Origin of the sequence: Embleya sp. NPDC056575 (assembly GCF_042793325.1) — a bacterium.
Taxonomy (GTDB): domain Bacteria; phylum Actinomycetota; class Actinomycetes; order Streptomycetales; family Streptomycetaceae; genus Embleya.
On record NZ_JBHTVA010000112.1, the window covers coordinates 1 to 19,000 of the forward strand.

The 19,000-nt window shown below is 72.6% G+C and carries 18 protein-coding genes; 10 read left to right on the top strand and 8 right to left on the bottom strand.

Going from position 1 to position 19,000, the window contains the following annotated elements; translation table 11 throughout:
* Window positions 1-2,247 precede the first annotated feature (2,247 nt).
* Window positions 2,248-3,135: a sigma-70 family RNA polymerase sigma factor gene (locus tag ACFRCG_RS45830; protein ID WP_380042640.1), complete on the bottom strand. Its 888-nt coding sequence runs from the start codon at window positions 3,133-3,135 to the stop codon at window positions 2,248-2,250.
* A 484-nt stretch (window positions 3,136-3,619) separates the two neighbouring features.
* Between ACFRCG_RS45830 and ACFRCG_RS45835 the strand changes: the two genes are divergently transcribed.
* Entirely contained in the window at window positions 3,620-5,164 is a 1,545-nt protein-coding gene (locus tag ACFRCG_RS45835; RefSeq protein WP_380042616.1) for an MFS transporter, read from the top strand.
* Between the two features lie 163 nt (window positions 5,165-5,327).
* On the opposite strand, the gene ACFRCG_RS45840 is transcribed toward ACFRCG_RS45835, so the two are convergent.
* On the bottom strand, window positions 5,328-6,968 hold the full coding sequence (locus ACFRCG_RS45840; protein ID WP_380042617.1) for a hypothetical protein: 1,641 nt from the start codon (window positions 6,966-6,968) through the stop codon (window positions 5,328-5,330).
* A complete protein-coding gene (locus tag ACFRCG_RS45845) occupies window positions 6,965-7,744 on the bottom strand; it encodes an ATP-binding cassette domain-containing protein (protein WP_380042618.1) in 780 nt (259 codons plus the stop codon). Before ACFRCG_RS45845 ends, ACFRCG_RS45840 begins: the two co-directional genes overlap by 4 nt.
* Window positions 7,745-7,962: 218 nt before the next feature.
* Between ACFRCG_RS45845 and ACFRCG_RS45850 the strand changes: the two genes are divergently transcribed.
* Window positions 7,963-8,391 (top strand): OsmC family protein, encoded by a 429-nt coding sequence (locus tag ACFRCG_RS45850; protein ID WP_380015297.1) that lies wholly within the window; start codon window positions 7,963-7,965, stop codon window positions 8,389-8,391.
* Between the two features lie 95 nt (window positions 8,392-8,486).
* On the opposite strand, the gene ACFRCG_RS45855 is transcribed toward ACFRCG_RS45850, so the two are convergent.
* Complete coding sequence (locus ACFRCG_RS45855; RefSeq protein WP_380042619.1) at window positions 8,487-9,164, bottom strand: class I SAM-dependent DNA methyltransferase; 678 nt, start codon at window positions 9,162-9,164, stop codon at window positions 8,487-8,489.
* 193 nt (window positions 9,165-9,357) lie between these two features.
* Between ACFRCG_RS45855 and ACFRCG_RS45860 the strand changes: the two genes are divergently transcribed.
* Entirely contained in the window at window positions 9,358-10,020 is a 663-nt protein-coding gene (locus ACFRCG_RS45860; protein ID WP_380042620.1) for a hemerythrin domain-containing protein, read from the top strand.
* Between the two features lie 273 nt (window positions 10,021-10,293).
* The gene (locus tag ACFRCG_RS45865) at window positions 10,294-10,782 is read left to right on the top strand and encodes a beta-class carbonic anhydrase (RefSeq protein ID WP_380042621.1); all 489 of its coding nucleotides are present in this window, start codon (window positions 10,294-10,296) and stop codon (window positions 10,780-10,782) included.
* A 96-nt stretch (window positions 10,783-10,878) separates the two neighbouring features.
* Here the strand turns inward: ACFRCG_RS45865 and ACFRCG_RS45870 are convergent, their stop codons facing one another.
* A complete protein-coding gene (locus ACFRCG_RS45870) occupies window positions 10,879-11,913 on the bottom strand; it encodes a hypothetical protein (RefSeq protein WP_380042622.1) in 1,035 nt (344 codons plus the stop codon).
* A gap of 209 nt (window positions 11,914-12,122) precedes the next feature.
* Here ACFRCG_RS45870 and ACFRCG_RS45875 point away from each other — a divergent pair, with 209 nt between their 5' ends.
* Both ACFRCG_RS45875 and ACFRCG_RS45880 read left to right on the top strand, forming a co-directional pair.
* A complete protein-coding gene (locus tag ACFRCG_RS45875) occupies window positions 12,123-12,569 on the top strand; it encodes a DUF4267 domain-containing protein (RefSeq protein ID WP_380042623.1) in 447 nt (148 codons plus the stop codon).
* Between the two features lie 180 nt (window positions 12,570-12,749).
* On the top strand, window positions 12,750-13,142 hold the full coding sequence (locus ACFRCG_RS45880) for a BlaI/MecI/CopY family transcriptional regulator (RefSeq protein ID WP_380042624.1): 393 nt from the start codon (window positions 12,750-12,752) through the stop codon (window positions 13,140-13,142).
* A 492-nt stretch (window positions 13,143-13,634) separates the two neighbouring features.
* Here the strand turns inward: ACFRCG_RS45880 and ACFRCG_RS45885 are convergent, their stop codons facing one another.
* Window positions 13,635-14,096, bottom strand: a complete 462-nt coding sequence (locus ACFRCG_RS45885) for an ATP-binding protein (RefSeq protein ID WP_380042625.1) — start codon at window positions 14,094-14,096, stop codon at window positions 13,635-13,637.
* 179 nt (window positions 14,097-14,275) lie between these two features.
* Between ACFRCG_RS45885 and ACFRCG_RS45890 the strand changes: the two genes are divergently transcribed.
* From ACFRCG_RS45890 to ACFRCG_RS45905, 4 genes are all read left to right on the top strand, one after another.
* On the top strand, window positions 14,276-14,476 hold the full coding sequence (locus ACFRCG_RS45890) for a DUF1918 domain-containing protein (protein WP_380042626.1): 201 nt from the start codon (window positions 14,276-14,278) through the stop codon (window positions 14,474-14,476).
* A 59-nt stretch (window positions 14,477-14,535) separates the two neighbouring features.
* A complete protein-coding gene (locus ACFRCG_RS45895; RefSeq protein WP_380042627.1) occupies window positions 14,536-14,997 on the top strand; it encodes a universal stress protein in 462 nt (153 codons plus the stop codon).
* A 242-nt stretch (window positions 14,998-15,239) separates the two neighbouring features.
* The gene (locus ACFRCG_RS45900; RefSeq protein WP_380042628.1) at window positions 15,240-16,019 is read left to right on the top strand and encodes a VOC family protein; all 780 of its coding nucleotides are present in this window, start codon (window positions 15,240-15,242) and stop codon (window positions 16,017-16,019) included.
* Between the two features lie 226 nt (window positions 16,020-16,245).
* Window positions 16,246-17,361 (top strand): PP2C family protein-serine/threonine phosphatase, encoded by a 1,116-nt coding sequence (locus ACFRCG_RS45905; protein ID WP_380042629.1) that lies wholly within the window; start codon window positions 16,246-16,248, stop codon window positions 17,359-17,361.
* 67 nt (window positions 17,362-17,428) lie between these two features.
* Here ACFRCG_RS45905 and ACFRCG_RS45910 read toward each other — a convergent pair whose 3' ends face one another.
* Both ACFRCG_RS45910 and ACFRCG_RS45915 read right to left on the bottom strand, forming a co-directional pair.
* Entirely contained in the window at window positions 17,429-18,121 is a 693-nt protein-coding gene (locus tag ACFRCG_RS45910; RefSeq protein ID WP_380042630.1) for an RraA family protein, read from the bottom strand.
* Window positions 18,122-18,331: 210 nt separating this feature from the next.
* Window positions 18,332-19,000 carry a response regulator gene (locus tag ACFRCG_RS45915; protein ID WP_380042631.1) on the bottom strand — a complete coding sequence of 223 codons (669 nt, stop codon included), beginning with the start codon at window positions 18,998-19,000 and terminating at the stop codon, window positions 18,332-18,334.

Below are 19,000 nucleotides of genomic sequence, written 5' to 3' on the forward strand. Positions count from 1 at the left end.
ACTCACGCGCGACCTGGACGATCGGGCGAGGCCCGTCCAACACCAGGCGAACGGCCTCGTCCTTGAACTGCTGCGTATATCTCTTCGGCACGTGCTTTCTCTTTCCGGTTCCTTACAACCCTACGCGGGCTGCTGTCCGGAAGATCAAGGGCACCTCATTTCGGCGAGGCGGGCGTGTTGGTCGGCGAAAAAGCGACCTGCAGCGGCGGGCGGGGTGGGTGCTCGGGTTGGGTCCGCCGGGCGTGCGTTCCCGAGTGGGTCGAGTGCTTTCGGCGGGCGTTGCGCTTGTGGTTGCGGGAGGCCGGTGCGGGGTTGGCCAGAGTCGGTGGTGGACCGCCGCCGGCGTGCGGGGCTCCGAGACTCGAAGCTCTCGACGAGATGGGCGTGTTGGTCGGCGAAAAAGCGACCTGCAGCGGCGGGCGGGGTGGGTGCTCGGGTTGGGTCCGCCGGGCGTGCGTTCCCGAGTGGGTCGGGTGCTTTCGGCGGGCGTTGCGCCTTGGTTGTGGGTGGCTGGTGCGGGTGTGTCTGAGTCGGTGGTGGGCCGCCGCCGGCGTGCGGGGCTCCGAGACTGAGGGCTTTTGACGAGATGGGTGCGTTGGTCGGCGGAAAACCGGCTGGCAGCGGCGGGCAGGGAGGCGGTCGGGTCGGATCCTCCGAGGGGCCTTTCCGAGTGGGTCGGGTGATTCCGGCGGGCGTCGCGCTTGTGGTTGCGGGTGGCCGGTGCGGGGCCGGCCAGAGTCGATGGTGGGCCGCCGCCGGCGCGCGGGGCTCCAAGACTGACGGCTCCCGACGAGACGGGTGCGTTGCTCGGCGAAAAACCGGCCAGCAGCGGCGGGCAGGAGGGTGCTCGGGTCGAGTACACCGGGAGCGTTCCCGAGTGGGCCGGGTGTTTTCGGCGTGCCGTCGGCATGTGGGTGGCGAGGGTTCACCAAACCGGACGCCGTGGGGTGCCGTGACCTCGGCGTGAGAGAAAACCGCAGGTCAGCACTAAAAAGCGAGCGTTTGAGGCGTCTCGGGATCCGGTTTCGACCCTCACTGGGCACTTTCGGTCTTCTCGACGGTCTCCGGAAAGGCCGCAGCGCCCGCAGCCGCCTCCGACCAGGCAGTTTCGGTCTCCACACTCACGCCGAAGAGGCCGAAGAACACGAAACCGGCACTCGGCGCCCGACTCTCCATCCCGACCGCACAAAACCGCAGGTCACAGAAACCTGATGACCACAACCAGCCACCGATATCCGGTTCCGAACCCCAACTCCTCCCCCAACACCACCGAAACGCACCAACCCACCCCGGAAGGCCCTCGGCAGACTCGACCCGACCACCCACCCGCTCCCTCGCTGCCGGCCGGATTTCGCCGACCAACACACCCATCTCGTCGAGGGCTTCGAGTCTTGGAGCCCCACACGCTGGCAGCGGCCCACCACCGACTCAGACCAGCCCCGCACCGGCCACCCGCAACCACAAGCGCAACGCCCGCCGAAAGCACCCGACCCACTCGGGAATGCATGCCCGGCGGACCCAACCCGAGCACCCACCCCGCCCGCCGCTGCCAGCCGGTTTTCGGTGAGCAACACGGCCGTCTCACCGGGAGCCCACGTCTCGGAGCCCCGCACGCCGGCGGCGGCCCATCACCGACTCAGACCGGCCCCGGACCGGCCACCCGCAGCCCAAGGCGCAACGCCCGCCCGAAATCACGCGACCCACTCGGGAACGCACGCCCGGCGAACCCGACCCGAGCGCCCACCCTGTCCGCCGCTGCCGGTCGCTTTTTCGCCGAGCAACACACCCGCCTCGCCGGAAGCCCCAATCTCGCAACCCCGCACGCCGGCGGCGGCCGGCCCGACGACTCTGACCAACCCCGCACCGGCCACCCGCGACCACAAGCGCAACACCCCCGAAAGCACCCGACCCACTCGGGAACGCAAGCCCGGCGGACCCAACCCGAGCACCCACCCCGCCCGCCGCTGCAGGTCGCCTTTTCGCCGACCAACACGCCCATCTCGTCGAGAGCTTCGAGTCCCGCAGCCCCGCACGCTGGCGGCGGCCCACCATCGACTCTGGCCAGCCCCGCACCGGTCACCCGCGACCCCCGCCGGAGGTCCGACCCACCCCAAAAGCCCCCGGCCAACTCGACCCAACCGCCGCCCCGCTCCCTCCCGCCAAGCAACCCCCCAGGCAACTCGCCGCGCGCCCACCGCCAACCCTCCAACCCTCCAACCCTCCAACCCGGCCCGCGTGGGCCTCCGTTCAGCTTGCCGGGACCGTCAGGTCCAGGTGGCTGAGGCGGGTCGGGTCGGCCAGGATGTCCAGGCTGACGATTCGGTGGGCGGCGAAGCCGAAGGCCAGTACCGACATCGGCCGGCCGGCGGAGATGGCCACCACCCCGGCCATGCCGTTGACCAGTGCGGGGCGGGCGCTGTCGGCGATCTGGGCGAACGCCAGCGCCTGGCCGGCCACCGCCGCCGCGCCGCGCACGATCGAGCCGCCGGGGCGCAGTGGGCCGCCGTCGGCGCGGGCCACCACGTCCGGGTCGAGCACCGCGACCAGCGCGTCGAAGTCGCCGCCGCGGACGGCCGCCAGGAACGCGTCGACGATCTCGCGCTGGACGGTGAGGTCGACGTCGGGGGACGGGGCCGCGCCCTGGACCCGGCGCCGGGCCCGGCTGGCGAGTTGGCGGGCCGCGGCCGGCGTGCGGTCCACGATCGGCGCGATCTCGTCGAACGGGACGGCGAACAGGTCGTGCAGGACGAAGGCCAGCCGTTCGGCGGGGGCGAGCGTCTCCAGGACCACCATGAGGGCGAGGCCGATCGAGTCGGCGATCAGGACCGATTCCTCGGGGTCGCCGCTGCCCATCCCGGTGATGATCGGGTCGGGCACGTGTACCTGCGGGTCCAGCGGCTCCTCGCCGCGGGAGCGACGCGAGCGCAGCATGTCCAGGCAGACCCGGCCGACCACGGTGGTCAGCCAGCCGGCCAGGTTGTCCACCTCGTCCGGGTCGGACCGGCTGAGCTTGAGCCAGGTCTCCTGGAGCGCGTCGTCGGCCTCGGTCAGCGAGCCCAGCATGCGATAGGCCACCGCCAGCAGGTGGCCGCGGTGCGTCTCGAAGCGCTCGGCCAGGAAGTCGTGCTCGTTCATCCGCATCACCGTCATCGTCACCGTCCCCGTCCTTCGGTCGCGTCCTCGGTTCTCGTCGCGACCCTCACAGCCATGACGTTGCGACCAGGGCCGATGTGACAGCGCGGGGACCGAAGGACGGACAAGGACGGGCCCGAGGACGGGCCCATGGCGGACCCATGGCAAGCCCGAGGACGCGGTCCTCGGGCCGCGTGTCGGGACGATCCCGCGTGCGTACGGAAATTGCCTTCCGCCCCGCTGTCACATTCGCCGTCGGCGATCCGTCAAGGCGGTGACGAACGAGTCCCGGCCCCTGCGGCCGGGGGCGGAACCGACGCGAACGTACGACGCGGCCGGTTCGGCGGATCCCCGCGACGACGCGCGGCCGGTTGCCTCCCGCGACCGCCCGGCGTGGTGGGACCTGCCCTCGAACACCCGACACCGCGATCGCCACGGACGTCCGATCGCTCGATCACCCGATTCCGCATGGTTTAGGAGAAATGTGATGTCTGCCACCGATTCGGCGACGAGCCGATCCGGACCCGGCACCGGCACCGGCACCGGCACCGGAGCGATCCTGGCGTTCCTGTGCCTGGGCCAGTTCATGGTGTTCCTCGACGTGTCGATCGTGAACCTGGCGCTGCCGTCGATCAAGACCGGCCTGGACATGTCGGAGGTGAGCCAGAACTACATCGTCACCGCGTACGGCACCGTCCTCGGCGGCTTCCTGCTGCTCGGCGGACGACTCGCGGACACCTTCGGCCGCCGCCGCGTACTGCAGGCCGGCTTCGTGCTGTTCGCGCTGGCGTCGCTGGTCTCGGGCCTGGCGCAGAACGGCACGATGCTGATCACCGCGCGCGGCTTCCAGGGCCTGGGCTCGTCGATGATCGCGCCGTCGGCGCTGTCCATCCTGACCAACACCTTCCCCGAGGGCGCCGAGCGCAACAAGGCGCTGGGCATCTGGGGTTCGCTCGCCGGCATCGCGTCGATCGTCGGCGTGATCATGGGCGGCCTGCTCGCGGACGGACCCGGTTGGGAGTGGATCTTCTGGATCAACGTGCCGATCGGCCTCGGCGTCGCGCTCCTCGCCCCGAAGGTGCTGCCGGAGAGCGTGGCCGAGGAGCGTGAACACAGGTTCGACGTGGCCGGTGCGGCCACCCTCACCGCCGGTCTGCTGCTGTTGATCTTCACCCTGGGCGAGGCCACCACGGTGGGCTGGACCACCACGAGGACCATCGGCAGCCTGAGCGGCGTGGCCGTCCTGCTCGGCGCGTTCGTGGCGATCGAGGCGCGGGCGGCGGCACCGATCCTGCCGCTGCGGGTCTTCCGGTTGAAGACGATGCGGACCGCGAACCTGTCCGCGATCCTGGTGTTCGGCATGTTCGGCGCGCTGTTCTTCTTCGCCAGCCTGTTCATGCAGGACGTGTACGACTACTCGCCGATGAAGGCCGGCTTCGCCTACGTACCGCTGGCCGTCGCGGTCGCCGTCGGTGCGGGCGTCGCGTCGGGGCTGATCACCAAGGTGGCCGCGCGACCGGTGCTGATCGCCGGACTCGCGGTGACCACCGCGGGGCTGCTCCTGCTGTGGCGGGCCCCGCTCGACGGCCGGTACGCGGTCGACATCCTGCCCGCGTTCATCGCCCTCGGCCTCGGTTGCGGCATGTGCTTCGTCACCCTCCAGATCGCCGCGTTCGTGGGCATCAGCGAGGAGGAGGCGGGCATGGGCGCCGGGCTGATCAACACCAGCCAGGAGGCGGGCGGCGCACTCGGCCTCGCGGTGATCGCCACCATCGCCTACAGCGGCTTCGCCGGCGACATGACCCGGGCGGCGGGCAACGTGCACAGGGTGCACGAGGCGCAACTGTCGGTCAACCACGACGCGTTCCTGTCCGCCGCGATCCTGGGCGCGGTCGCGTTGCTCTTCGCGGCGCTGTTGATGCCTCGGGGCCGGGCGGCGATGAACTCCGCTTCGGCGGCCGGCGCGGCGGGCGGCGTGGACGTCACCTCCGCGATGACGGAGGCCGAGGTCGAGATCGAGGCCCGGAAGTAGCCGGAAGCAGCCCGGGAGTTCCCGTCGAGGCGTCGCCCCGGACCGATTTCGGCCCAGGACGACGCCTCGACGTGTCGAACGACCGTGCCGGGCACGTGTGTTCGACCGATACCCCGGGCGTTCGACCGATACCCCAGGTGTTCGACCGCTATCCGGACAGCCCTCAGCCCGCGCGCAGCCGACAGCCCGTGTGGTGGACCCACCACCCCATCGGCCCGGCCGCCGCGAGGACGCAGGCGAGCGGGATCGGAGCGAACCCATCGTGTGCGCCGGCCGCGGCCAGCGCGGGCACCCCGGCCGCCAATGCGGCCAGCGGCCCTCGCAGGTACCACAGCGCGGTCTGGGCCAGGGCGGTGTTGCCCATCGGGGTGTCCGCGCCGAACAACACGGACGTGGGGACCGGCCCCCGGTACGCGCTGACCAATGCCGCCCCCGTCAACACCGGCACCGCGGCGGGAAGCAACAGCAGCGCCGGATGCCAGCGCCCGACCACCGCACAGACCCCGAGGCCCACACCCGTCGCCGTGATCGCCGACAGCGCCGGCACGACGCCGTGCCACAGCGCCAACGCCCCGGCGGAGAAGGGGAGATTGCCGGCGCGCCGGACGTCGTCGGTCTCAACGCGGGCGGGTTCGGCGAGCCGGCTCACCGCCAGGTAGGCACCGGTCAGCGCGAGCGCGCAGAGCAACACCCGAGGTCGGGTGGCCGGTTCGGGCGCGGCGGCGGTCAGCGTCACCGCGGTCGTGGTCCACAGGGCCGCCCATCCCAGCAGGCGCGGCGCGCGCAGCAGGGCCGTCGCGTCGCGCCACGGAATCGTCATCCGGCGATCGCGCGGGATCGGCAGTCGCCACACCGGGCGCGACCGGCGGCTCGGCCGGGCGCCGCGCACGACGGTGCCGGCCTGGCGCAGGTCCAGGGTGAGTACGGACGCGGTCACCCGCGCGACCAGCGCGGTCCGGGTCCGCAGGCCCTCGGCGGGGATCGCGCCCGACGCGCGCCACGCGAGGCCGAGCAGGGCGGCGGTTCCGAGCAGGGCCAGGACGCCCGCCGGGGCCCGCCCCGGCGCGCGGGTCGCGGTCGCGGCCAGGAGCGGTTGGGTCGCCCACCCCCATGGGCCGCTCCAGGACACCACCGTGCCGATCCACCCCGTGCCGAAGCCGAGCAGCGCGGGTACGGACAGGGCGACCAGAACGAGCAGCGCCAGGCGTACGCCGAGCAGGATCCGCCCCGCGTACCGGAGCGGAACGCGGTCGTGGCGTTGCACGAGCACGCCGACCCCGACCGCGCCGAGCCCGGTGAGCAGCCCGGCGAACGCGCCGCCGGCGGTCGACCCGGACCAGGAATCGGCGCCCAGGACGTACAGCACGAAACCCGCCGCGCCACCGGCCGCCGTACCCGCCGCGCCCGAGACCAGCATCGCCCCGAGCAGCCGGGGACGAAACAACCGCCGGCGCAGCGCCGGAAGCGGCAGCAGCCAACTCGCGGCCGGCCCGTCGAGCCGGATCGGGCCGCGCCAGACCGCGTCGCGCGCGGCCGCGTACAGGACCAGCGCGACCAGGGTCGGCGCGGTCACCGGCAGCGACGCGAGCACGTGCCGGGCCGCCGGGCCGTCCCAGCTGCCGGTCCGCGCGGTGTGCAGGCCGGCCACCAGGTACGGTACGCCCCAGATCGCGACCAGCAACCCGATCGTGTACAGCGCGAACGCGGTGCGGCCGCGCCGCCGTTCGCGCTCGGCGAGGCGAACGCGGTGGAGGTAGGCCAGGGTTCGCGAGGTGACGGCCGCGAAGTCGGGGTCGGCGCTCATCGCGCGGACTGCGGCGCGGGCTCGCCGACACCCCCGTGCGGCCGAGGCGCCGCACCCGACGCGTCGACCGGTCGCGCGGTACCGGAGCAGGCCGACTCGCCGCCCCCGTCGTCCCCGGGCGTCCCCGCCTCGTACCGATCCAGCACCAGGACACGATCGGCCACCGCCCGGGCCAGGTCGTCGCGGTGCGTTGCCAGCAGGATCGCCACGCCGTCCGCCTTGTGTGCGAGCAGTCGTTCGATCAACTCGGCCCGGGCCCGCGCATCCAACCGCTGTTCGGGCTCGTCCAGGACCAGCAGATCGTGCGGCCGGACGAACGCGGCGGCAAGCAACATCGCCTGGGTCTGGCCGGAGGACAGGCCGCCGGGGAAGACGTCGGCGTGGTCGCCGAGCCGGTGTTCGACGAGCATGTCGTCCACCACGTCGTCGGCGTCGCGGCCGAGCCCGTGCGCGACGGCGACCAGCATCAGGTGCTCACGCACCGTCAGGTCCGGGTAGTGGGCGCCGACATCCATCACGGTCGCGATCCGAGCGCGGGTGGCCGGGTCGTCCTCGTCCACGGGAGCGCCGGCGAAGCGCACCTCGCCCGAGGCGGGCCGTTCGCGGCCGACGGCCAGGCGGAGCAGCGTCGATTTGCCGGACCCGTTGTCGCCCATCAGCGCCAGGCACTGCCCGGGGCGGATCGACGCGCTGATCCCGTCGAGCACGGGCCGGTCCCCGTAGCGGTGGCCGACCTCGTCGAGGACGAGCAGCGCGGCGTCGTGGTCGGCGCTCACGGCACTTGCCCTCCGTTCGAGGTGTTCGCTCCGGCGACCGGATACCCGGCGGCTCGGCCCTCAGCCTACGCGGGACGTCCGCGCCGCCCGGGCGCCCTCCATCGGACATCACACCAGGCCGGGGAAGCCGGGAAGCCGGGGGGCCGAGGCGGCGCGAGGCGCGACGGGCCGCCGCCACCTCCACGGGAACGAATATCGTCACGCGCTAGGGTCGTCCCATGACAATTCGTAGCGCGACCGCACACTGGCAGGGCACCATCCTCGAGGGTGCCGGCACCATGCGCACCGGTAAGGGCGGCCTGGAAGGCGCCTATTCGTTCAAGTCCCGCTTCGAGGAGGGCGAGGGCACCAACCCGGAGGAGCTGATCGGCGCGGCGCTCGCGGGCTGCTTCTCGATGGCCCTGGCCAAGGGCCTGGGCGACGCGGGCTTCCCGGCCACGAGCGTGGTCACCACCGCCAAGGTGCACCTGGACAAGGTCGACGGCGCCCCGACCGTAACCCGGATCGACCTGGAGAACACCGTCGTGGCCGCCGGGATCGACGAGGCCGAGTTCCTCAAGATCGCCGATGTCACCAAGCAGAACTGCCCCATCTCGCGGCTGCTGGCGCCCGGCACGGAGATCACCCTGACCGCGTCGCTGGGCTGACCCGAAGCGCGCTCCCGAACCGCCGTCCGGGCTCGCGGCCCGGACGGCGCACGGGGCAACCCGACCCGGCGCGGCGGAATCCCGACACGACCGGCTCATGCGACCGGGTCGAGCCCGGGCTTTCGGGCCGACAGATACGCATGCCGGGTGGGACGTACACCCTCGCCGGCGTCGGGTTCGCGAACCGTCCGGGTGTGCATGACCAGGCCCGACGCGGTGAGCAGGTCGACGATTGTGTCCGGGTGCCGACGATGGCAGTCCAGGGACACCTCGTGGCCGAACGCCTCGGTCAGGCGCAGCGGTTCGTCGCCGGTCTGGAAGGCAAGCAACAACCGGCCACCCGGAGCCAGGACCCGATGGAACTCGGCGAACACGCCCGGGAGTTCCTCGTCCGGTAGATGAATGATCGAATACCAGGCGACCAGCCCGCCGAGGCTGTCGTCCGCCAGGTCGAGGTCGAGCATCGAGCCCACCTCGAAGCGCAGTTCGGGATGCTCCCGCCGGGCCACCGCGATCATCCCCGGCGACAGGTCGAGGCCGAACACGCGCAGTCCCAGGCCGTGCAGATGCGCCGCGATGCGACCCGGGCCGCAGCCGATGTCGGCGACCGGCCCGACCTCGGGGCCGGCCGCGAGCACCGATTCGGCGAAGACGGCCAACTGGGCCCGATCCATCGGCTTGCGCGCGAGTTCGTCGCGGGCGAGGTCGGTGTACGCGGTGGCGATCGTGTCGTAGGACGCTCGGGTGGCGCGAAGGAAGCCGGGTTCGCTCACGCCGCGACACTCTAACCGTCGGGTCGGACAACGCCGATCGACGGAGTCGGCCGCGCCGACTACCGGATCGTGGACCCATCGCCCGGTCACATCACCTCGTCGCCGCGCGTCAAAGAGGTACACGAGTGCGGAGTCACCGAGATCGAGGGCCGACTCCCCGCGCCACCCGACCCGGCCGCAAGCGAGGAATCCCGTGCGCAACAAGGCCTTTCGGCACGACATGTCGACCACGCTCGCCATCCACGACGCGCTGCGCCGCGACCTGGAGCGGATCGCCCGCCTGGCCGCGCGCGGTGAGGACGAGGCATGGCGTGTGTTGCGGTTCGCGGGTGGGTGGGAGATGTTCGAGCGCTACCTGCGGGTGCATCACGACGCCGAGGACGCCGCCCTGTGGCCGCTCCTGCGCCGCGGGCTCGCGCACCGGCCGGACGAGTTGGCCCTGATCGCGGTGATGGAGGCGGAACACGCCACCTTCGACCCGCTCCTGGACACGATCGACGCGGCTCTGGCCGACCCGGTGTGGGGACCCGCCCGGCTCGACGACCTCCTCGACGGCCTGGTCATCGGGCTGCGCGGACACCTCGCCCACGAGGAGGACGAGGTCCTGCCGCTCCTGGACGCGGTCGCCGGCGCCGAGCAGGTGCACCGACTCGACTTGGAACACGGCCGCCGCATCGGCTCCGGCACCTGCCGCTACCTGCCCTGGCTGTTGGATCGGGCGGATCCCGAGACGGTCACCACCATCCTCGGCCGACTCCCGGAATCCATCCGCCCGACCTACCTGAACCGGTGGCAACCGGCCTACGCGGCCCGGGACCTGTGGGGCACCCACAACCGATCGACCCCGGCCTCCTGAGCGGCTCCGCCCCGAACGGGTGTGCGCTTGCGCCACACGGGCACGTTCAGTTCACTGTCCTCATGGGGAACGGGCCCGGTGTGGCGTCGACTTCGCTCGAAGGCTTCTGGCCGACGCGCCGCGTCCGCCTGTTCGACGAGTGGTGTCCGTGGGCCACGCCGCGTGTCGTCGCCGCCCGCGTGGCCGCTCCGCGTCCGAACCCGCCCGGTTCGCACGAGACTTCGGTCGCCGGGATCGGGTGAGTCCCGCAACTCCCCAGTCGAAGGAACCCACATGTCCGTCACCGACGAACTCCTGGCCAACAACGTGGCCTACGTCGAGAACTTCACCGGTCCCCTCCCGCTCCCGCCCGCCCGGCACGTCGCCGTGGTCGCGTGCATGGACGCGCGGTTGAACGTGTACGCGATCCTCGGGCTGGCCGAGGGCGACGCACACGTGATCCGCAACGCCGGCGGGGTGATCACCGCCGACGAACTGCGGTCGCTGACGATCAGTCAACGGCTGCTCGGCACCGAGGAGATCATTCTCATCCATCACACCGACTGCGGCATGCTGACCTTCGACGACGACGGGTTCAAGGCCGACATCGCGGCCGACACCGGCCTCAAGCCCGCCTGGGCGAGCGAGGCGTTCACGGATGTGGAAGCCGACGTGCGCCAGTCGATCGGCCGGATCAAGGCCGACCCGTTCATCGTGCGCAAGGACCGTGTGCGCGGCTTCGTCTTCGACGTGGCCACCGGGAAACTCAACGAGGTCGTCTGACCCACGACGCCACTCCGGCCCGAGGAACACACGCGGACCCTCGGGCCGGGGGAATCGTGCGAAACGCCCGAGGGTTCGACGCGGCGTCCCCGACGTTCAGCAGGCGAACGGATCGGTCGGGTCGGTGGCGTCGCTCGGATGGGCGGGGTGCGAGGGCCCGTTCGGCGGCGCCGCACCGCGCCGGGGACCCGCACCGGCGGACGTGACCGCCGCAGGCGCCGAGGCCGTACCCGTCGCCGGACGGTCACCCGGCCCCGATCCCGTACCGGCGGCCGACCCGTCGCCGATCCCCCGCGCCGCCTCGACCCCGTCCGGCTCCTCCTCGCCGTCGGCCGCGACCGCCTCGGCCTGTTCGCGCTGGGCGCGGAGCTTCGTGGCGATCGTGTCGGTCCGGGCACGCAGCAGGCGGGTACGCTCGGCCGCCGCCGCGTCGTCCGAGCCGCCCGCCGAGGCGGCCTCGACCACCTCGACGCCGTGCGCCCGCGCGGTGGCCACCAGGCTCTCCGCGACGGCGGTCTGCCGAGCCAGCAGCGCGGTCGCGAACAGGCTCGCCCGCAGCGTGCGTTCGCGGCCGAGCAGGCCGCGGTAGGTGATCTCGCAGGCCACCGGCACCCGGTCGATGCGCCGGTCGTCGGCCTGTTCCAGCGAGGCCAGGACGACGGTGAGCAGCCCCTCCACGACCTTGGTGACCGCCCACTTGCGCCCCGGCAACGGCGGCACCACCTCGCGGATCCGGTCCACCTCGTTGTCCAGCGCCGCCGTGGTCATCGACTCGAACGCGTCGTGCGTGGTCAGCCGGACGACCTTCTCCCACGGGATGTCCTCCCCGTCGAAGCCGACCGTCTCGGGGCCGAACCGCACCGCGCCGAGGCCGTCGAGCAACCGCAACGGCCGGGCGGTGATCGCGGGTACCTTCGGGTGCCGACAGACCAGCGCACCGAGGGAGAACTCCCAGGCCAGGAAGGTGGGCGCGTTCGGCGCAGGCAGTGCGTCCAGCGTCGTGCGCACCCACTCGCCCGACGCGACCCGGGCCCGACCGGCCCCGATCCGACTTCCCACCGCGGCCCGCCCGGACGCCGCCGCGGAGCCCACCGCGCCGCCGATGCCCCGCAGTTGGTCCCGTATCGCCACGTCCCCGCTCCCCTCGCCGAACCACCCCGCGAACCCTTCATGATCACCTTAATCGCACCCGCCCCCACCGACCGGCCCCGGCGGCTCCCCGCGCATCCTCCGAGCCGCCTCCAAGTCGCTTCCATGTGCCTTCCAGGACCACCCGGCGAGTGTTTTCCCCACAAGGCGACGACGGCCGGTCCCACCGGCCCGACACTCGGGAGAACACCATGAAGCTCAGGACCCTCACCACCATCCTGGCCGCGCTCGGTGGCGCGTTCATCATCTACGTGGGCCTGTCCTACCTGCTCGCCCCGCAGTCGACCGCGTCCGGCTTCGGCCTGCCCAGTTGGCCCGAACACGAAGGCACCGGGTTCCTCGCCGTCAAGGGCGTCCGCGACATCGGCACCGGGCTGGTCATGCTCGCCCTCCTGCTGACCGGACACCGGCGGGCGCTCGGCTGGACGATGCTCGCCATGACCTTCATCCCGGCCGGCGACATGACGGTCGTGCTGAGCAACGACGGCTCCACCGCCACGGCCTTCGGCGTCCACGGCCTGACCGCCTCCCTGGTGGCGCTCACCGCCGGCCTGCTGCTGCGCGAACGCCCGGCCGCGGCAACCGCCCCCGCGCCCACCTCGACCACCCCGCACGTGAGCGTCCCGGCGACCCGTTGACCCCTCGGACCCTGCCGGCGATCGTGCCCCGACGCCCGCGGCGCGAAGGAGCGCGGGATGACCGGGAATCCCGCACCAGCGGGTACGGTCTAGTGCCGGCGCGGCGCCACCCGGCGTGGCGCGGACGGGTGCGGGGTACGGGGGCCGGGAGAGCGAAGCCGGGGACGGAGGGACGCGGGCATGGGCGAATCACCGCGAGTGCAGGGCGAGTTGCAGGCCGAGATCATGGCCGTGTTGTGGCGGATCGAGGCCGGCACCGTCGAGCGGATCAGGTCCGAACTGCCCGAGTCCTCGCGCGGGGCCTATACGACCGTTCAGACCGTGTGCAACCGCCTCGCCGAGCGGGGGCTGTTGGCCAGGGCGCGGGAGGGTCAGGCGTTCGTGTACCGGCCGACGGTGACCGAGGCCAATTATGTGACGTCGTCGGTGTCCTCGGCGCTCGCCGCGGCCTCCGAGCCGGCCCGCCGGGTGGCACTGGCCCAACTCGTCGGCCGTTTGGACGCGTCGGAGTTGGCCGATCTGCGTGCGCTGGCCCGCCGGATCGAGATCGAACGCGGGCCCGACGGCCGATGAGTTCGGCCGCGCTCCCGGGCGCGGCGATCGTACTTCCCCACCTCGCGCCGCTGGACCGCGTCCGTCCCGTGGGGCGCGGCCGCGGTCCGGGCGGTCGTGGCGATCGGCCTCGTCCTCACCGCGGTGATCCGCCTGCGGGACACCCCGCGCTTCGCGCACCGGATACGGGAGTTGCCGCACCAGGTGGTCACCGGCGTCGGCGACACCGAACTCGCCCTCGGCGGCCTGGCGTTCCCGACCCCGGCCGCGGTCGCCCACCACCTCCGGGCCTGCCTGCGCGGCGCCCGCACCCCACCGCACCCGCTGCCGGCGGCCGTCGGCGGCGCTCGATCGTGGTCGGCGCCGGCGCGTCGACGGCACTCGACGACGAGCCGGCGGCCGGTCTCGCACACGAACAGGGCCACATCTCCCGCACCCACCACTGGTGGCGGGCCGGCGCCGAGGTGTGCCGCCTGCTCGCCCGTCGGCTGCCCGGCCCCGCCCGAGCGCCCGTCACCCGCCCGCTCCCGCCGCGGTGCGCGCGAGCGTCGCCCATACCAGCAGCTCGCCCGCCACCGGCCGGCTCCCCCACTCCACCGCCAACGCCTCGACCAGGCGCAGCCCCCGGCCGCATTCGCTGTCCTCCGCCGCACCGTTCGGCCGAGGCAGCCGTCGTGGTCGGGCGTGCCGACTGCGGACCGCCAGGTGGATGCGCGTCGGCTCGATCCGCACGTCGAGGTCCATCGTCGGCCCACTCCCGTGCCGGATCGCGTTGCTCAGCAACTCGCACACGATCAGCTGCGCGGTATGTACGTCGTCCTCGTGCACGTGCCGCCGACGCAGCGCCGAGGCCAGCACCCGACGGGCCCGAGGCACCTCGGCCGCCACCGCCTCGAACACCGCACCGCCCCGAAGCGCGGGCGGCTCCGCCGGATCCGCCGGGGTGGCCGACCCACCGCCTGCACGCTGCGCCATCCGACACGTCCCCTCACCGGGCGAAGCAAGTAAGTCCTACGAACTGTAGGAGAGATCGACTCGGGACTCCAGCCGCCATCGACGACGGCTCATTCCCGACCTTCACCCACCGTGATCATCCTGTTACGATCTGATGGCTGGATCGACTCCCCACCCCACCCCCAGAGGAGCCAGTCGACATGCATGCCACCAAGGGCGATCGCCTCATCATCCACGGTCGAGTCGTCGGCCAACAGGACCACGTCGTCGAGGTCGTCGAGGCGCTGGGCCCGAACGACGGCCCGCCCTTCCGGGTCCGCGCCGCGGACGGCCACGAATCGATCATGTCGCCGGGCCCGGACTGCGAGGTCGAACGCCGTCAGTCCCCCACCCAGGGGTAGCCTCGGATCCGTCGCCCGCCCCTCGTGGGCGCGCACGTCCCCGAGTTCCAGGAGCCCCCGTGACCGACCCCGCGTCGCCGCCCGTCTTCGAACTCGGTACGGACGGACCGCGCGCCGTGCTCGTCGGCGTGGACGGCAGTCGCACCTCCCTCCGCGCCGCCGACTACGCCCTCGGGCAGGCCCGGCGCGGCGACGCGGAGTTGGTCTCCGTCTACGTCCGCGCCCCCATGGGCATCGCCGCCACCACACCCGAGGGGGCCGGGGTGATGGAGCAGGCGCACGAGTCGGCCGTCCACGAGGTCGCCGACTACATCACGAAGCGGGCCGCCGAGTTGCGAGTGCGCCACCGCTTCGTCGAGGCGTACGGCGACGTGGCGCACGAGATCGCCGAACTCGCCGACCGGGTCCGCGCGGACGCGGTGGTCGTCGGCGCCTCGGAACGATTCGGCCACCGCCTCGTCGGCTCGCTCGCGATCCGCCTGGTCCGCTCTGCCCGCTGGCCGGTCACGGTCATCCCCTGAGCCCTGGACCCCGGGCCACGCGCCCACCCCGCCGCGGCCCGACACGACCAGCGCCCAGCGGTGGTTTGGTTCGACGCCCAGCCCGACCTCACCCATTCGGCACCGCCGCGGCGCGCCCGCGGCCCCGCGCCCGCGCGTGCGCAGGCGCGGAAGCCGGTGTCCGGAGTCAGACTTGTCGCGTCCGTGCAATTCATGACATCTGCGGCAATTCGGACCGAAGCGAGGTCCGGCGAAGGAGCGACATGCTCAGCACCGACTACGCGACCGGCGCGCCGAACTGGCTCGACCTGGGCAGCCCCGACACCGACGCGGCGGCGCGTTTCTACACCACGATCTTCGGCTGGGACTTCCAGTCGGCCGGCGAGGACGCCGGCGGCTACGGCCTCTTCCAGCAGGACGGCAGGTCGGTCGCCGGACTCGGGCCGCTGACCGAGGAGGGCGCCTCGCCCGCGTGGACCGTCTACTTCAAGAGCCCCGACGCCGACGCGACCGCCCGCGCCGTGACCGACGGCGGCGGCCGGGTGCGGGTGGAACCGTTCGACGTGATGGAGATGGGTCGGATGTCGCCGCTCACCGACCCGGCGGGCGCCGATTTCGCGATCTGGCAGCCCGGTACCTTCCAGGGCGCGGAGCTGGTCGGCAAACCGACCTCGGCGGCCTGGGTCGAACTGCACGGCGTGGAACTCACCGCCGCGCTCGCCTTCTACGGGAAGCTGTTCGGCTGGCGCACACAGCAGTTCGAGATGCCCGGCATGACGTACAACGTGCTGTCCACGGCCGAGGGCGACCAGCAGGCGACCTCCTTCGGCGGCATCGTGCCCGACCCGCACGGCCAGGACGCGCACTGGATCGTTTACTTCGAGGTCGCCGACCCCGACGACGTGATCGCCAAGGCGGAGCGCAACGGCGGCACCGTGACGATGCCCGCCGCCGACGTCCCGGACGTGGGCCGACTGGCGTGGCTGACCGACCCGTTCGGCGCACCGTTCGCCATCATCAAGAGCGTGGACCAGACCGCGTAGACCGGGTGGCGCCGACGGCGGGGATCACCCCGCCCCGCGGCGCCGCGATCGGCGTCCCGAGCCCGACGGCTTCGGGGCGCCGACGGCGTTCGGCCGGATCCCGCCGCCCCCCCCACCGCGCCCCCGCCCCCACCTCGTCGGGCCGCCTGTTCGGGTGCCGTCACCTGTTCAGCGGACGCTGTGCATGCGGCATACCACTACATTCTGGGCGACCATGGACGCACCGATGAGCAGCAGGGAGCCGCAGCAGCCCGTGGCCGGAACCGCGACACAGTCGCTGTTTCGTCAGATCGCGCTGCCCGTCGGCATCCTCGTCGTGGTCACCGTCGTGGACCTGGCGACGGGTTCTTCGATGGTGTTCTATCCGTTCCTGCTGCTCGCGCCGACCCTCGCCGCCGCCACCGCGCCGCCCCTGGCGATTCTCGTCATCGGCGGCGTCTCGCTGCCGCTGCGCTACTGGCTGGCGTCGATGGACGGCTATCTCGGGCCCGAGTACCACGAACTGTTCAACATCAGCACGTGGATGTACGTGATGGCCACCGCGCTGGCGATGTACCTGTCCGCCGCCCGGATACGGCACGAGCGGGCCCTGGTCGCGGTCTCCGAGGTGGCCCTCGCGGCGCAGCGCGCGATCCTGATGCCACCGACCGACAGCCTCGGCGGCCTGCGGTTGGCGGTGCGCTACTTCGCGGTGGCCGAGGAGGCGGAGCTGGGCGGGGATCTGTACATCGCACTCGACACCCCCTTCGGGGTGCGGCTGATCATCGGCGACGTGCTCGGGAAGGGGCTGGGGGCGGTGCGGACCGCCGCGATCACGATCGGCGCGTTTCGCGAGGCGGCGTACGACGAGCCGGAGCTGAGCGCGGTGGCGCGCCGGGTGGACGCCAGTGTGATCCGCAACGCGCCGGCCGATCGTTTCGTGACCGCGCTGCTCGTCGAGGTGCGGGCCGAGCAGGTGGCGTTCGTACACCGCGGCCACGAGCAACCGGTGGCGATCCGGGCGGATGGCACCGTGCATGTGCTGGAACCGCCCGATCCCGGCCTGCCGCTGGGTCTGGGCGAGTTGGACCCGGGCACGCCGCCCGAGTGGGAGGTGCCGTTCGGCGTGGGCGACCTGCTGCTGCTGATGACCGACGGCTTCGCCGACGCCCGGGACGCGGGGGGCCGGCACTATCCGCTGGTCGAGCGGATCGAGGCGCTGCTCGGCGGAGAGCGGCCGATCGCGGCGGATCCGGTGACCGCGGTCGAGCGGCTGGGCGACGACCTGCGGCGACACGTCGGCACGCTGCGCCTGACCGACGACGCGCTGGTGCTGGCGCTGTGCCGCCCGCCGGCCTGCTGACCGCGGGCCGACCGTGTACCGGCCCCGCTACGCCGAACGCCGGCGCGCGCCGACCGCCGCCCCTCGGCTACTCCTCGATCGCGCCGCCCGTGCGGCGCAGGTGTCGCCGGAAGGTGTACGACGGGTCGGCGGCGCGCCGGGACAGGTAGTCGGCGAAGGTGGTCTGCTCGCGCAGGGTGTCGCCGGAGCGGATGCGGCGGGCCTGTTCGCGTTCGGTGTCGTGGATGCGGTGGGCGGTGGCCAGGACCTCCTCGACCCGGTCGGCGGCGACGAACAAAACGCCGTCCTCGTCGCCGAACACCACGTCGTCGACGTCCACCGTATGCGGCCCGATCCGGGCCGAGGTCAGCGCCTCGGGCTCGCGCTCGTCCAGCCGGGTCGGTCCCGGCGGGTAGGCGCCGTAGCTGAACACCGGCAGCCCGATCTCGACCAGTTCCGGCGTATCGCGGTGCAGCCCCCACACCACCAGCGCCGCCACCCCCGCCGCCTCGGCCTCCAACACCGCCAGATCGCCCACACATGCCTCGTCGAGGCGGCCACCGTTGTCGATCACCAGCACGTCACCCGGCGCGGCCGCGCCGAACGCCTCCAGGAACACGTCCACGCTCCCGTAGTGCCGAACCGGCAACACCCGCCCGGCGATCCGCTGCCCGGGAACCACCGCCCGAATCCCGGGCGGCGCGATCCGCAGCGGTGCGTCGACCCGGACGCAGGCGTCGGCCACGAGGGGCGTGGAAAGGTCCGCGAATGCCTTGAGCATGTGCGTTCTCCGTGGCTCGGCACCGTCGCCGTCGACGGCGCGCCCGAATACGACGAGTCAGTCTCATGATGCTACCCACCCGTCCACCCCCCGTCGACGCACTCGGCACACCCGGCGGTCGGGCCGCGCGCGGCAGGGTGGTGCGCGGTATCGGGCGCGGGGTCCTTCGGCGAAGGCGGCGCGGTTCATCGCGGTTGCACGAGACGGCGTTCACAGGGGTTGCACAAGACGGCTTTCGTAGGCGACCACTACCGCCTGGACCCGGTCGCGGACGCCGAGTTTGGCCAGGACCCGGCTGACGTGGGTCTTGATGGTGGCGTCGGACAGCTGGAGGCGGGCGGCGATCTCCGCGTTGGACAGGCCCCGGGCCATTTCGACCAGGACGCCGCGTTCGCGTTCGGTCAGGCCGCCCAGGCGCGGGTCCTCGGCGCCGGGGGCGGCGTCGTGTTCGGGCAGGCGGTGGGCGAAGGTCTCCAGGAGGCGCCGGGTGATCCGGGGCGCGACCACCGCGTCGCCGGCCGCCACCGAGCGGATCGCGGCGAGCAGTTCGGCGGGCAGCGCGTTCTTGAGCAGGAAGCCGGAGGCGCCGGCGCGCAGTCCGGCGAACGCGTACTCGTCCAGGTCGAACGTGGTCAGGATGAGCACCCTGGTGTCGGGGCAGCGCTCGGTGATCAGCCGGGTGGCCTCGATGCCGTCCATGCCGGGCATCCGCACGTCCATCAACACCACGTCGGGGCGGGTGAGTTCGGCCAGTCGTACGGCCTCCTCGCCGCAGTCGGCCTCGCCGGCCACGCTCATGTCGTCCTGGGCGCCCAGAACCATCGTGAACGCCATCCGCAGCAGCGGCTGGTCGTCCACCACCAGTACGTCGACGGCCAC

Excerpts from the sequence above, each read along its gene's own strand:
- ACFRCG_RS45830 (WP_380042640.1), bottom strand. The coding sequence starts at position 3,135 with ATGAACGAGCACGACTTCCTGGCCGAGCGCTTCGAGACGCACCGCGGC.
- ACFRCG_RS45835 (WP_380042616.1), top strand. The coding sequence starts at position 3,620 with ATGTCTGCCACCGATTCGGCGACGAGCCGATCCGGACCCGGCACCGGC.
- ACFRCG_RS45840 (WP_380042617.1), bottom strand. The coding sequence starts at position 6,968 with ATGAGCGCCGACCCCGACTTCGCGGCCGTCACCTCGCGAACCCTGGCC.
- ACFRCG_RS45850 (WP_380015297.1), top strand. The coding sequence starts at position 7,963 with ATGACAATTCGTAGCGCGACCGCACACTGGCAGGGCACCATCCTCGAG.
- ACFRCG_RS45865 (WP_380042621.1), top strand. The coding sequence starts at position 10,294 with ATGTCCGTCACCGACGAACTCCTGGCCAACAACGTGGCCTACGTCGAG.
- ACFRCG_RS45875 (WP_380042623.1), top strand. The coding sequence starts at position 12,123 with ATGAAGCTCAGGACCCTCACCACCATCCTGGCCGCGCTCGGTGGCGCG.
- ACFRCG_RS45880 (WP_380042624.1), top strand. The coding sequence starts at position 12,750 with ATGGGCGAATCACCGCGAGTGCAGGGCGAGTTGCAGGCCGAGATCATG.
- ACFRCG_RS45885 (WP_380042625.1), bottom strand. The coding sequence starts at position 14,096 with ATGGCGCAGCGTGCAGGCGGTGGGTCGGCCACCCCGGCGGATCCGGCG.
- ACFRCG_RS45890 (WP_380042626.1), top strand. The coding sequence starts at position 14,276 with ATGCATGCCACCAAGGGCGATCGCCTCATCATCCACGGTCGAGTCGTC.
- ACFRCG_RS45900 (WP_380042628.1), top strand. The coding sequence starts at position 15,240 with ATGCTCAGCACCGACTACGCGACCGGCGCGCCGAACTGGCTCGACCTG.
- ACFRCG_RS45905 (WP_380042629.1), top strand. The coding sequence starts at position 16,246 with ATGAGCAGCAGGGAGCCGCAGCAGCCCGTGGCCGGAACCGCGACACAG.
- ACFRCG_RS45910 (WP_380042630.1), bottom strand. The coding sequence starts at position 18,121 with ATGCTCAAGGCATTCGCGGACCTTTCCACGCCCCTCGTGGCCGACGCC.